The organism is Ignavibacteriota bacterium, assembly GCA_016713565.1.
In the GTDB taxonomy this organism is placed as follows: domain Bacteria; phylum Bacteroidota; class Ignavibacteria; order Ignavibacteriales; family Melioribacteraceae.
Genome location: JADJOX010000001.1, coordinates 35,713 through 50,208, shown reverse-complemented (window position 1 = coordinate 50,208; position 14,496 = coordinate 35,713). Strand labels below are relative to the sequence as shown.

The window sequence follows — 14,496 nt, the reverse complement described above, 5'->3', positions numbered from 1 at the left end:
TCTATGCTTAAAAATAAATGGTATTTAATTTGTCATTCAAAGGACCTGACAAATAAAATAATAGTTAAGAAAATATTAAATGAAGACATAATAATTTATCGAACAAGAAATGGTATTCCTGTCGCGCTAGAAGATAGATGCTGCCATAGAAATGTAAAATTATCTCTCGGATATTTAAGTGAAAATAATGTTGTGTGCGGATATCATGGCTGGAAATTTGACTGCAATGGAAATTGTGTTCTTATACCATCTCAATTACCAGGCACAAAAATTCCGCCAAAAGCTGTTATAAAAAAATATCCTATTAAAGAATTTAACAATTGGGTTTGGATATTTGTCGGTGATGAAGAAAAGGTAAATAATGTAAATCCACCCAATATTCCTGAAATGGCTGAATGGAATTACACTTATAAAGAACATATTTTTGAAGCTGATCTTGAAGCCGCAGCTGAAAGTCTAATAGATCCTTATCATATTAAATACACACATAAAGATTCTATTAAACAATTGCTAGGACAAATAAATGAATTTCCCGCGGAATTTAGAATTGAAACAATCGAAGACGGAATTTCCGGAAAATATTATAGAGCAAACACCGCGAATATTTCCGAAAAGATGTACTTTGGTGATGAACCGGAACTTGAAGTTTTTTATAGGTTCTATTATCCTAATATCTCTCGTTTAGAAGCAAGGTTTAACGATAGAATTTTATTAATACTTGAGCATTTTATGCAAGTTGACGATAAAAAAATAAGTATGACCCAAATTACATTATGGAAGAATATTTTTGGATTCTTCCCTGCTTTCGGAAGATGGTTTATGGCGAGAAAATCCAATAAAATTGTAAATGAAGACATAGCGCTGCTGAAATCACAAAAGGAAATTTTAGATAAAGTAAAAGATAATCTGCATGAAGTAAGCGTAAAAGGAGACGAAGTTTCCTTAGCATTCAGAAAATATTGGCGTAAGAGATTAAAGGAAGAAAATTGATGAATATTTTTGAAAAGTTGATAAGACGAAGATTAGATAATTACATTGTTAAGATTAATAAAGTCGATAGAAAGTTAAACAAGAAAATTTCTGAAAATAAAGAAATTGCCATTATAGGCGGTGGAATTGCAGGATTAACATCCGCAATATTATTGAGTGAAAGAGGTTTTAAAGTAACATTGTTTGAAAAGGAAAATTTTCTTGGTGGAAAACTCGGAAGTTGGAAAGTTAAATTTGACGATGGCTATGAGACAAATATTGAACACGGTTTTCACGCATTTTTTCGCCAGTATTATAATTTGCGAGAAATTCTTAAAAAAATTGATTCCTATAAATATCTTATACCAATTGATGATTACCTGATAAAAACACATTCTTACGGTGAATTCAGTTTTAAGGATATTTCTAAAACTCCCGTCCTAAATATTTTATCAATGAGAAAGTCGGGTATTTATTCTTTCAAAGATATTTTTAAAAATCCAAAATTTGCACAATTACTTGCACTTCTGACTTATGATAATGATAAAACATTTAGTAAATTCGACAACATTTCCTTTAAAGATTTTGCGGAAAAAATAAATTTGCCTAACGAAATGAGGTTAATGTTCACAACATTTTCACGGGCTTTTTTTGCCGAACCTCAATATATATCAGTAGCTGAATTGATAAAAAGTTTTCATTTTTACTTTCTTAGCAATGATAACGGATTAATTTATGATGTTTTAAACGATGACTTTTACAAAACTTTTTTAGACCCAGCAGAAAATTTTATAAAAATGCACGGCGGTAAAATAAATTTAAATTCCGAAGTAACGGAATTTGAAAAATTATATAATAAGTTTGAAGTAAATAAACAATTATTTGATTATGTAATTTTTGCATCTGACATAAACGGAACAAAGCGTATAATTAATAATTCAAACTTCATAAAAAATCAGCATCCTAATTTTTATAATAAAATTAATTCTCAAAAAATATCACAGCGTTATGCTGTACTTAGAATTTGGATGGATGAAAGAATTGGCGATGATCTTCCGTTTTTCGTATTTACGGACGCTGAACAAATTCTTGATTCAGTCACATTTTATCATAATATGGAAAAGGAAAGCGCCGACTGGGCAGAGAAAAACAACGGCGGAATATATGAACTCCATTCATATGCTCTGCCAAATGAATTTAATGAAAATGACGTACGTAATCAGTTTCTAAAGGAATTTTTTTCATATTTCCCAAAGTTGAAGAATTCCAAAATTTTATATGAAAACTTACAAATCAAAAAAGATTTCACCGCGTTTCATACTGGTTTATACAAAAATCGTCCGGAGCCAATTACAGAAATAAATAATTTATATATAACCGGCGATTGGATAAAATTGGAAACCCCGGCAATGCTAATGGAAGCTTCCGCGACTTCAGCTTACTTTGCGGTTAATGATATTCTGACAAAAGAAAATCTGCAATGCGAGAATATTTTCTCCGTTCCCAAAATTGGAATATTGGTAAATTAATAATTTCCCGCTTAAATAATCACCTTTTGAATTTTTTTTAATTAAAAAAAATTAATTATTCTATTTGACTATGCAAATTACTTTCTATAGTTTTGTATCAAATGACAGTATCTTTAAAAGTAGTTTCAGAAAAACCGAATTACATCAGTTTAAATTTTCAAAGTCTTTTCAAAGCTCTGTCAAAAAAAACATTTTAATTTAATTTAGGAGAATCTGTTAATGGCAGAGCGTACAAAAGGAACCGTTAAATGGTTCAATAGTTCAAAAGGTTATGGCTTTATTTCAAGAGAAAATGGCGAAGATGTTTTCGTACATTTTAAATCAATTATTGGCGAAGGTTATAAAACTTTAAAAGAAAACGATAAAGTTGAGTTTGTTGTTACCAATGGTGAAAAGGGACCTCAAGCCGCTGATGTTCAAGTCGTAAAATAAAACTTTTACAAAATTTACTTGCACGCTCCCTTTTTAGGGAGCTTTTTATTTTAAATGGTTCTTAACATTTTTACTCTGTTTAAAAATTCAATTAAAATAATTTTTCGAATAATTTTTTCTTATTGTAATTGAAAGATTACCACTAATAGTATTACTTCAAAAAAAAAATTTATTAAGTTTGGTTTTCAATAATAACTTAAGAAACCGTACATGAAAATTAACACTAAAAATCTAACCTTATTTTATCTTATATACTTTCTTTGTTCGTTAAATTTTAGTTTTGCCCAAACCGTAAAATTTAAGATTATTCAAACCAGCGATGTTCACGGCGCTATTTTTCCTTATGATTTTACCGAAAATAAAAAGTCAAACAGCTCATTAGCACAAATTTTTTCTTATGTTGAAAACGAAAGAGCTGATACTTCTCAAAATGTATTACTTCTTGATAACGGTGATATTTTACAAGGCGATCCATCTGTTTATTATTATAATTTTGTAAAAACCGATACAAGCCATCTTCTTGCAAATGTAATGAATTTCATGAAATATGATGCCGGTTCAGTTGGTAATCATGATATTGAAACAGGACATGCCGTTTATGATAAATTTAATCATGAATTAAATTTTCCCTGGCTTGCGGCAAATGCAATAGATACAAAAACAAATGAACCATATTTTCAGCCCTATCAAATATTTGAAAGAAAAGGAATTAAAATTGCCGTACTTGGTATGATTACACCCGGTATTCCTAATTGGCTTCCGAAAAATATCTGGTCGGGAATTGAATTTGAAGATATGATAATAACTGCAAAAAAATGGATGCCGATAATAAAGAAAAAAGAAAAACCTGACATTATTATTGGATTATTTCATTCCGGTGTGGATTTTACTTATGATAATCAAACCGCAGAAACTCCAAGAAATGAAAATGCCGCAAAATTAGTCGCAGAGCAAGTCCCGGGTTTTGATATAGTTTTTTCCGGTCATGATCATCACGAATGGAACTTTAAAATCAAAAATATTGAGGGTGATTCGGTTTTAATTTTAGGACCCACATCAAGGTCAAATAATTTTACTGAAGCAAGTCTTGAATTGAATTTTAATAATTTGAATAAAAAATGGGAAAAGAAAATATTAGGATCAGTAATTAGCAGCTCCAATTTTGAAAGCAATACTACTTTTATAAATAAATTTTCTCATGAATTTAATTTGGTTAAAGACTTTGTTTCAAGAGAGATTGGAACTTTTACCAAAACCGTTTCCGCAAAAAATTCCGTTTTCGGCAATTCCGCATTTGTTGACTTAATTCACCAAATTCAGCTGGAATTGACAAACGCCGATATTTCGTTTACCGCTCCGCTATCTATTTACGCAAAAATAGATTCCGGAAAAGTCTATGTAAAAGATATGTTTGATCTCTACAGATACGAAAATCTTTTATACACAATGGAGTTAACCGGAAAAGAAATTAAAGAATATTTGGAATATTCTTACTCAATTTGGTTTAACACAATGAAAGATAAGGATGATGATCTTTTAATGTTTGAAAAGGATGAAAACGGAAAATTAATTTTTTCAAAAAGAAATAATACAGCCGAATTGAAAAATAGATATTATAATTTTGATTCAGCCGAAGGAATCGATTACATTGTTGATGTTTCCAAAAATCCCGGCGATAGAATAACAATAAAATCTTTTTCAAATGGCTCAGAATTTAGTTTGGACAAAAAATATAAAGTCGCGATAAATAGTTATCGTGGAAACGGCGGCGGCGGTCATTTAATAAAAGGAGCGGGAATTTCTCAGGATAAATTAACTGAAAGAGTTATAAATTCTACCGAAAAAGATTTAAGATACTATTTGATGCAATGGATTGAAAAACAAAAAGTCGTTGCTCCAACAGAAACAAAAAACTGGGAAGTAACGCCTATTGAATGGGTAAAATTGGCTAAGGAAAAAGATTATAAATTGCTTTTTGGAAAATATTAGAATTTCACAATTAGGAGAAATGAAGAATGGATTCAAAAGTGAAAGTTGTAAATAATAGTATTTGCGGCGGATTATGGTTTGTCGGCTGGCTTTTTACACTCGGTTTTCTTAACCTTACTTTTTGGAAAGGGGTTCTTGCTTTACTACTTTGGCCTTATTATTTGGGAGTTTATTTTGGAACACCGATTGAAGCAATAATTAAATAATTTTTTAGTTTTTTTTTGATACGCAAACCGCAAGTATAAACTTACGGTTTGTTTATGCTTTTGTTTTATTTATTCCATTTTTTAATTTGAACACTTCCGCCGCTGCACTTTAATGTAATTTTAGATCCGCCACCGTTAATATTATATGTTGCGTTTATCGTACCTTCTTCGCCGTCAGCATTTATTTTTGCAGCGGGAAAATCCGAGACCAAAATATTTTCTATTTCATCTTTTTCAAATTCGTCTGTTTCAATAAATACATCAATTACCGTTTTTGCAGAAGCCGGTATGCTTAATAGCATATTTCCTCCGGATGTACTTAAAAAAGAATTTGAATTTGCGTTGGGATCTAATTCGGCATTAACATGTCCGCCTTCCGTAGATGCTTCAATACTACCTGAAATATTTTCCAAATTTATATGTCCGCCCATTGTTTTAGCAATAACTTTTCCTGTGGCTCCCTGTAAATTTAAATGACCGCCATATGTTTCCATCTTAGCGGAGCCTGAAACTTTTTGAATTGAAATATGTCCGCCGTAAGTTAATAAATCAGCACTGCCGCCAACATTGCCTACATTAATATTTCCGCCATTGGTTATTGCTTTTAAATCAGATGCAACGTCACCAATATTTATATTTCCGCCGTTTGTTTCAATTTCTGATTTTCCCTTTTTAACATTTCCGAGTGAAATATTTCCGCCATTTGTGTGCAATTTAACATCCCCGTCAACATTTTCTCCATTAATATTTCCGCCGGATGTGTTTACTATTACGTTGCCATTAATATCATCAAAGTTAACGTTGCCGCCTTCGGTTTCAGCATTTAGTTTTCCGAAGATTGAATTAGTAAGATTAATATTCCCGCCGGTTGTTTGAAGTTTGTAATTAAATTTAGCAGGGGCATTTACTTTAACAGTAATATTATTATTCCAGCCTTCGTCCAATTCCAAATAAAATTTTATTGTGTTTCCTTTTTTTTCTGATATTATATTTTCTATTTCATATTTCTTTTGGGAAACAACTTCGATCTTTACTTCATTTTTATCCCAAGTTTTAATATCAATGTTTCCGGGATTAATATTCAAATCTAAATTTTCTCCATTACTTGCCGGAAATGTTTTAACTAAATTTTCCTTTGTTTGCGCAATTACGGTAATACCGAAAAACAATAGCATTAAAAATATTTTTGATTTTCTCTTTTTCATTTTACTTTTCTCCCAATAAAAATTTTGTTGTTCTCAGTTTCACAATCGAGTTTTCTTCGTTTAAAATTTTTTGTTCTAACTCGCTTTTCACTTTATTATCAATTAAATCTTTGTTTACATTCATGGTTAATAAAACATTTATGGCATCCATTCTGTTAGAAGCATTATCATCATTCTGCAAAGTATAAAGCAGCGCATCTCTAATTTCATCATCAAATTGAAAATTTATTAATGCCTGCAAAGCGATTTTTCTAACACCAGGGTTATTATCAAATTTTACGGTATTTATGAATACTTCCTTAATTTTTTTATCAGGTTTGAAATTTTTGGGCATAAAATCAATTAATGTATTTGCGGTTTTAATTTTGAAGCCCGGATTTTCGGTTTCACTAAACGTAATTGCCAATAACTTTTGGATAGTTTCATCGTTTAAATTTCCCTTATAAATTTTTGGATTATTTTCTCCAAGCCTAAAAACATATTCATCTGCATTAGAAAATGATTTAGGCAAACTTACATCGGTTATTTTAACTTCGCCGTTTTCTATTTTATCAAGATCAATTTCATTTTCCGTAAAGTAATTTTTGGGAGCGGTTTCTCTATTGAATAATAAGTAGCCAATTGTTAAACCGATCAATATCAGAATTATACTTCCAAACGCCAATGTATATTTTTGATCAAAATTTCCCGTATAAAAAAGTTTAAGTCCTGAAAAAAACGATTGTGGTTCCCGCAATTTTTCAATTTCATTGAATAATCTGTTTCGTACATTCTGCAGTTCTTGTGTATTTGGGAATGAAGTTTTTTCTCTTTTAATCAAAGAATTCATTTTATTTAATTGATTATATTCTTCCAAACATTCTGTACATTCCATAAAGTGATTTTCCAGATCAATTTTTTCCGGTTCACTTAATTCGTCAAGTATCCTCAATTCCAATAATTCTTTATATTTTTTATGATCCATTTTTTATGACCATTTAATTAGTATTGTAAAATAGGTTTTAATTTTACTTTCAATTTTCTTGAAGACGCAAACAAATAACTTTTAATTGTTCCTTCAGTACAATTCATAATTTCCGCAATTTCTTTAATTTTCATTTCTTGGTAATGTTTTAGCGTAAACGCCATTTTTAATTGTCTCGGCAATTTATTGATTTCATTTCTTATAAGATCATTTTGTTCATTATCAATTGTATATTGATCTATTCTTTCACCGCTGTCCAAATTCGATTCAAAATAAAATTTATTTTCTTCTTCATCGTCATATTTATTTATTGAATCATGATCATGAATTTTTTGTTTTCTTTTATATTCGATGCATACATTTACCGTAATTCTATAGAGCCAAGTCGAGAATTGACTACGCGACTGAAAATTTTTTAAACCTTTGTAAACCCTTAAAAAAACTTCTTGATAAATATCTTCTGAATCAGATTTACTGTTCCGATAACTGTATGCAATATTTAAAACATTTTGATCATACTTTAGAACAAGCTGCTTAAAAGCTTGTTTATCACCTTTTTGTGCTTTTAATACTAATTGGTTATCGTCTTGCATAAAATTTTAATTTTTCTAAATATTTAGACCGGATAATAGCAAAAAGGTTGTGATGATTAATGAATAATTTCTATTAATATTTTTTTTTACAAACGGCTTAACTTTTATATTTTATATTCGGCTCAGCCATCTTGATAAGAACAGATCACTTACGCAATAATTTTGCTCATCAATTTGAAAAACCATTTCATTTTCAACTAATCTTTTTAATGCAGATGCGGTAGAGCTCGCGCTTCCTAATTTGTATTTATTAATAAAATATGAACTCGTAATTTGTTTTACGGTATCTTCTTTCGCAATTGCTTTCAGCAAATTCCATTGATTTGAGGTTAATAAATTTTGATAATTATGAAAAACGGTTCTGTTTTCATTTAAGATATCATTTATGCTATTTTTTATTATTTCAAGTGTTATTGTTTTTTGGTCTAAAGAATATAATCTGTTGCAAATGAACTGTACATAATAAGTATGCTGCTTTGCCCAATTTAGAATATAATCAACTTCAAGTTCACTTATAATTTTTTGCGAATCAGCAAATTTTTTAACTATGAATTTCTTGTACACTTCTTTTTCAATATGATTTAAATGCAGCATTTCAGTGCTTTGATAAAATGGTCTGTTATGATCTTTGAACATTGAAATCAGCATATGTTTTTGACTTCCGGCAAATATGAAATTTACATTTTTCACATTTTGAATCTGTTTTCTAAGAAGTGATTCGACATTTTTTTCCGGATAATTTAAAATCTGCTGAAATTCATCAATTGCGACAACTACTTTAGATTTTTGTTCTTGAAGATAGTTAAATATTTGCGGAAGAGAATTTACGGCATCACTTTCCGTATTAATTTCCAAATTAATTTTCGGCTCACCGGTAAAGGAATCATAACTTATTGAAGGTCTTAAGTTTGCAAAGACTTTTCCAATATTTTGAATTATTTTGCTCGGTATAGTATCAAACTTTCCAAGAACCGACTTTGCAAATTCCTTAGTAAATTCCGCAATATCAGATGTATCTTGAATATCTAAATAAAATACGGAATAATCTTTTTTGACGGATAATTTTTGAAACACATGGTGAATCAATCCGGTTTTTCCCATACGCCTAAATGAAAACATGGTCAAATTTCTTTGATTTTTAACCGCATTTAAGATTTGAGTTGTTTCTTTTTCTCTATCACAAAAATATTCCGGCGATACATAACCCGAGGTAACAAATGGATTTCTCTTGTTCATAATTTCATTTTAATTAATTATGAATTTAATTACGTAAAATTATCTACAACAATCAAGTAATAAATATTACGAAATTTTCGTAACGAGAATTGTGTAAAATCTAATGATTTAATAATATTGATAACTACAAAAAATCACATACTCACCAAATACTGAAGCTTAATAAAATACTGCTGATCAGTATTTACAATTCCAAAATCTTGTTTGTAGTTTGTGTAGTTGCTTGTCGCGCCGGCATAAAATGTTGTAAAGGCTCCGATTTGATAACTGAACAGCGGATAAAACCTGAATGTTTTGTTAAATGAATTATATTGAAAAATTGTTCTTAAAAATGCTTCGGCTGTGAACTGATAAATTGCAACACCTCTGTAAATATTTCCGTCGTAAAATAATTTATCCGAATTTTTATCGGAAAGTCTCGCGCGATCATAATAAAAACTTATGTTTAAATTTGATGTAGGTTTTAAAGTTAAAGACGCGCCAAGATTATGTCCAACTCCAATTGTTGGATCATCCGATCTGTAAATAAATTTTCCTATTGAACCGTATGTGCTAATTGAAATTTCTTTTTCCGGCCGAGTGTTTAATTCAAAATAAGCACTTCTTACTTCTTTGAACATTTCATTTTTATACATCTCATTTTTCAACAAATTATATTGAGCATAAAAATATGTCTGCCCTTTCATGTTTAAGTTAATTGCCGGAGTAATATTATATTCTCTCAATATTCCATTATAACTATGCTGAATATGAGAAATCAAATTAATGTCAATTCTATCAAAAAATGAACTGTCCGGATAAATTCTGTAAGAATTATATAATTTTTGTTCTCTGAAAGCGCTAACGTTCAGTAATCCGTTGTAAGTCTGAAAAGTTGGATTTATATGGTTAGACTCAATATTGAAATAAAATGATTTTTCTGAACGAGAAAGAAAAAGGTGAACAACATTACCCGAATACTTCTCTCCATCTAATTTAGCGGTATATTTTGTTGTTCCGAAAATTCTTTCCGATTCTATGAATGATGAATCTGTTATTTCATTAGTTTGTGATAAATAAGCTTGTCCTTCAAATATCCAGTTACTCCAAAATTTAAAATTCCAGTCAATTCCGCCAACATAATTATGACCATCATTTAAATTTCGCGTAAGTATTTTTGCGCCAATAAAATCTTCATCACCAAAATCATATCTTAATCTGCCGATATTTGCAAAGGATTTTTTATTTGTTGAAACCGTGCTGCTTTCTTCTTCTCCCGGAACTACAAATACCGTATTTCTATCATAAGCTCCAAGATATAAATAAGAAAGTTTTCCACTTTTTCCTACAATTCTTGACGCAGCTAAAGGATTATTAATTGATCTTGAATAATAAATTGGCTGCTGTAATAATTCGTTACCGGTTAAGAAGAAAGGTCTTTTTTCTTCATAAAAAAGTGCAAAGGTTGTATTAACACTAATTTGATCGGCATCAGCTTCTATTTGACTAAAATCGGGATTTAAAACCGCCTCAAATGCTAAGTTGGAATTTGGGGAATATTTTATTCCGCCTCCAATTCTTCCTTCAATGGAATTATATTTAAATTCAGAACTTGGGTTATCATAATCGGAAATATTTCCGGTGTTTTGTCCAATTACATAAGGAAGTAATTCAACATAAGAACTTGATGTCAAATTTTTCAATCCTTTTAAAATGCCCGATTGCGTCATAAATCCCGGAATATTTTTATCTATTGGAACCCATGAATTTTGCGTTCTGCTTTCTCGCGGAATTGTTCTTACAGCATTAAATCCCCAAACCGGTTCTTCAACGTCATCGAATGAAAGACTACTGAATGGAATTGCCATTTCTGCGGTCCATCCGGAATCATTCTTTTCCGCAGCAGTATAATAAATCATATTAAAATTAATATCTTCATTATTAAATGTCGCAAGAAGATCGCCTTGAATTCCCAGCGGATTAACGGCAATTTCATAACCTTTTTGCGCGTCGCCATAAGTATCAATAATTAAAATAACATAATCATCTGAAAATATTTTATCTCTTTCGGATAAATTCGCCCTTATTTTTTCGGGGTGAGAATCATAACACTTAAATCCAAAATATAAATATTCATCGTCGTAAAGTGCTTTTACAATTGTCCTTTCTTTGGCAAGTTCATTATCCTTTGGAACAAATTCATAAGCTATTTCTATTGGTTCCGCTTTAAGCCAAAGCATGTTATCCATCTTGCCGTTTATTTTAATTGGTTTATCTATTTTGGTAATATTGAATTCGGGTTTTGCTTTGTCTGATTGAAGATTTGCAAATATCACCACATGAAATGTGGATAGCATTATAATAAGATAAATGGTTTTTAATATTTTCATGTGTTTAAATATTTTAGTAATTATTCGATATTTTATTCTGAATTAAAAAACTTTTGTAAAAACTACCATTAAAAATACTCGGTGAATCATGTTCCATTGTCATCTTTTTGTTATGAATTGTCAAAAGTTGTCACAAGATTATTCAATGATTCTTTTTTAGAATGTTCTAACTATATTTTATTTTCTTCATTTTAAGACGAATCATATTTCAAAAAGGTTACATTTAATTTTCAAATTCATATACTAAGCTTATAATTAAACAAAATTTCTGTTTACATAGTCATTACTTTTTATTTAACAATTAATTTCATTAAAATTATCACTCACTTTTAAAATCTTCTCAATGAATTTGTGGAAAAGCTTAAACGGCTTATCAAAAAATATTTGGCTTATTTGTGCCGTAACATTAATCAACAGATCCGGTACAATGGTTTTTCCGTTTCTTGCATTATATCTAACTCAAGAAATTGGAGTAACCCCCGGAAAAGCCGGATTAGTAATTACTTTTTATGGTATCGGCGCACTTATTACGTCACCTTTTGCCGGTAAGTTAAGTGATAAGCTAGGACCAATAACATTAATGAAGTTCTCTCTTTTTTCAACTGGACTGTTGTTTTTTGTTTATTCATTTTTTGATAATTATATAATCATAAGCGTAATCAGCGTAATTCTGGCAATATTTTCCGAATCTTTTCGTCCGGCGGGAATGGCTTTCATATCAAATGAAGTTACAGTGGAACAAAGAAAACCCGCTTATGCTTTGTATCGTTTGGCAATAAATTTAGGTATGAGCATTGGTCCGGTAATCGGCGGAATATTAAGCTCTATAGATTTTCATCTTTTGTTTTATGTTGACGGCTTAACATCAATAGCAGCGGGAGTGTTTTTAGTTTTTGCCAAATGGAACATCAAACCAAAAACTGTTGATTCAAATTTGGAAGAAAAAAATCTTACGATTAATTCTAAATTAGTAATTTGGCAGGACGGTAAATTTATGTATTTCTTGTTTGCTTCTTTACCTGTAGTAATGGTTTTCTTTCAGCATTTCAGTTCGATGCCGCTTTTTGTCGTTGATCAATTAGGTTTTTCAAGATCAACTTTCGGATTTTTGATTGCTGTAAATACCGTAATGATAATTATTGTTGAAGTTCCGTTAAACTCATTAATGAGCAAATGGGAAGATTGGAAAGGTTTAGCATTGGGTTCGGTTCTAACCGCCATTGGTTTTGGCGGTATGGCATTTACTACAGAAATTTGGGGATTAGTTATTACAATTATAATTTGGACGTTCGGCGAAATGATATTTTTTCCTTCTGCGGCTTCTTTTGCAACAGATATTTCGTCCGAAGAAAGACGCGGTGAATATATGGGTTATTATCAAATGATGCATAGTTTAGCTTTTATAATTGCGCCTTGGAGCGGTGCCAAAATTTACGAAGTTTGGGGTTCTCAAATATTATGGATTTTTACATTCTTTTCCGGTATCGCGTCAGCTTTGCTTTATATTAAATTGAAAAACTATAAAAAATCAGTTTAATAAATATTAATTCTTATAAATCATATTTTTCTTCTAATTCTTCAATGCTTATTTCATATCTGTCGTCGTCCGAATCTTCCAATTCTTCAATTAGTTTTTCAACGTTGTTTTTATTCGCATTTGTTGATTTGTAAATATTGATTAAGTAATTATTGATATCGCTGCCGTAAATTTCATTATTATAATTTTTAGATTTAATAAAATTTGTTTCTGCATCTGTTAAATTTTTCTCTTTATAATTTTGAATTCCATCAAAGAAACTGATAAAAGCCAATTGCGAATCATTTAATTTATTTTTATCAATTTCATTCTTTATATCTTGCGCTTTGATAAAATCGTCTTTTAAAATATATTCTCTATATTTCAGCAAGTTTTTGCTAAATACATAATTGGTAAATAATTTACCATAATAATTTTTAAAATCTTCATTTAAGCCATTTATAATTTTTCTTGATGATTCGGTATCGTTCAACATATAATAATTTACCGCTCTCATATATTTTGAATATTCATAAATCCATGGAAATATTTTATTCTCATCTTTGAACAAAGTTGTTAAAATTTCATTGGATTTTCCATATTCACCGGTTAAGTGAAAATATTGAGCTTTAACAATTTCATTAATGTTATTCGCATTGTCAGAATTAATTATTTTTCCAACAACATTTAACGTGTTTGCGTTCATTAGTTCATAACAATACCAATTTGTAAAGTGGGAATTATTAGGAAACTTCTTACACATTTTTTCCAATAATGGAAGCGCTGAAAATTTGTTATTTTCTAATCGTGAGTATAATTCTATAAGAATCATTGTTGCTTGCCACTTTGTTACAACACCATACTTATCAACTTTATGTAAATATTCCAATCCCGTTTTTCTATCTCCGGATAAACCAAGAACGCCTGTAATCAATTTTGTAACTCCGCTCAATCTATCGGCATAATAATACATCATTCCCAAAAGCAAATAAGCATCCGTATAATTTGGATCGGTTTCAATTATCTCTTCTAAAATATTCTTCCCATTTTTACCATTGCTGAAAGCTGACATCCATGATTTATTCACTCCGTAAAATCTGCCGAGCAATCCATATATACTTCCTAAATAAAACTTTTCATCAATAGATAACTTTTTATTTTCATACAGCGGAATAATTTTTTCACAATATTGTATCATTTTATTATTAAGAGATTCTTTTACTTTTTGACGTTCATTTACCGGTGCGTCATCTGTAGCCTTAATTATTTTTATTAACTCAAGATTAAGGTACAAATAATGATTTTTTATATCGTTTGAATTTACAAAAAGCTGTTTAAGTAATTTATCAGCTTCATCGAATTGATAATTTAATCCAAGCTCAATAATCTTTTTATCTGTTTCGGAAGGCTTTAAGCTTGCAAATAATAAAGACGAAATAAATAACAGAAAAATTAATATTAGTCGCATTTTTAATTCATTTTATTTTA

At 29.9% G+C, this 14,496-nt stretch carries 12 protein-coding genes; 6 read left to right on the top strand and 6 right to left on the bottom strand.

Annotation, left to right across the window (positions count from 1 at the left end; translation table 11 throughout):
- Positions 1-3 precede the first annotated feature (3 nt).
- The 5 genes from IPK06_00265 to IPK06_00245 all read left to right on the top strand — a co-directional run bounded on the left by IPK06_00265 (position 4) and on the right by IPK06_00245 (position 5,125).
- On the top strand, positions 4-990 hold the full coding sequence (locus tag IPK06_00265) for an aromatic ring-hydroxylating dioxygenase subunit alpha (protein ID MBK7978455.1): 987 nt from the start codon (positions 4-6) through the stop codon (positions 988-990).
- Positions 990-2,498 carry an oleate hydratase gene (locus IPK06_00260; protein MBK7978454.1) on the top strand — a complete coding sequence of 503 codons (1,509 nt, stop codon included), beginning with the start codon at positions 990-992 and terminating at the stop codon, positions 2,496-2,498. The genes IPK06_00265 and IPK06_00260 overlap by 1 nt, the downstream gene beginning before the upstream one ends.
- Positions 2,499-2,717: 219 nt before the next feature.
- The gene (locus tag IPK06_00255) at positions 2,718-2,930 is read left to right on the top strand and encodes a cold-shock protein (protein MBK7978453.1); all 213 of its coding nucleotides are present in this window, start codon (positions 2,718-2,720) and stop codon (positions 2,928-2,930) included.
- Between the two features lie 210 nt (positions 2,931-3,140).
- Positions 3,141-4,919 (top strand): bifunctional metallophosphatase/5'-nucleotidase, encoded by a 1,779-nt coding sequence (locus tag IPK06_00250; GenBank protein ID MBK7978452.1) that lies wholly within the window; start codon positions 3,141-3,143, stop codon positions 4,917-4,919.
- A 26-nt stretch (positions 4,920-4,945) separates the two neighbouring features.
- On the top strand, positions 4,946-5,125 hold the full coding sequence (locus IPK06_00245; GenBank protein ID MBK7978451.1) for a hypothetical protein: 180 nt from the start codon (positions 4,946-4,948) through the stop codon (positions 5,123-5,125).
- 65 nt (positions 5,126-5,190) lie between these two features.
- Here the strand turns inward: IPK06_00245 and IPK06_00240 are convergent, their stop codons facing one another.
- The 5 genes from IPK06_00240 to IPK06_00220 form a co-directional block, all read right to left on the bottom strand.
- The gene (locus IPK06_00240) at positions 5,191-6,330 is read right to left on the bottom strand and encodes a hypothetical protein (protein MBK7978450.1); all 1,140 of its coding nucleotides are present in this window, start codon (positions 6,328-6,330) and stop codon (positions 5,191-5,193) included.
- Position 6,331: 1 nt separating this feature from the next.
- The gene (locus tag IPK06_00235) at positions 6,332-7,294 is read right to left on the bottom strand and encodes a zf-HC2 domain-containing protein (protein MBK7978449.1); all 963 of its coding nucleotides are present in this window, start codon (positions 7,292-7,294) and stop codon (positions 6,332-6,334) included.
- A 17-nt stretch (positions 7,295-7,311) separates the two neighbouring features.
- Positions 7,312-7,887, bottom strand: a complete 576-nt coding sequence (locus IPK06_00230) for a sigma-70 family RNA polymerase sigma factor (protein MBK7978448.1) — start codon at positions 7,885-7,887, stop codon at positions 7,312-7,314.
- Positions 7,888-7,998: 111 nt separating this feature from the next.
- Entirely contained in the window at positions 7,999-9,123 is a 1,125-nt protein-coding gene (locus tag IPK06_00225) for an ATP-binding protein (GenBank protein ID MBK7978447.1), read from the bottom strand.
- Positions 9,124-9,257: 134 nt separating this feature from the next.
- On the bottom strand, positions 9,258-11,492 hold the full coding sequence (locus tag IPK06_00220; protein ID MBK7978446.1) for a carbohydrate binding family 9 domain-containing protein: 2,235 nt from the start codon (positions 11,490-11,492) through the stop codon (positions 9,258-9,260).
- 343 nt (positions 11,493-11,835) lie between these two features.
- Between IPK06_00220 and IPK06_00215 the strand changes: the two genes are divergently transcribed.
- Positions 11,836-13,029, top strand: coding sequence for an MFS transporter (locus IPK06_00215; protein ID MBK7978445.1), 1,194 nt, complete (start codon positions 11,836-11,838; stop codon positions 13,027-13,029).
- 13 nt (positions 13,030-13,042) lie between these two features.
- Here IPK06_00215 and IPK06_00210 read toward each other — a convergent pair whose 3' ends face one another.
- Positions 13,043-14,476, bottom strand: coding sequence for a hypothetical protein (locus tag IPK06_00210; GenBank protein MBK7978444.1), 1,434 nt, complete (start codon positions 14,474-14,476; stop codon positions 13,043-13,045).
- Positions 14,477-14,496: the final 20 nt, after the last annotated feature.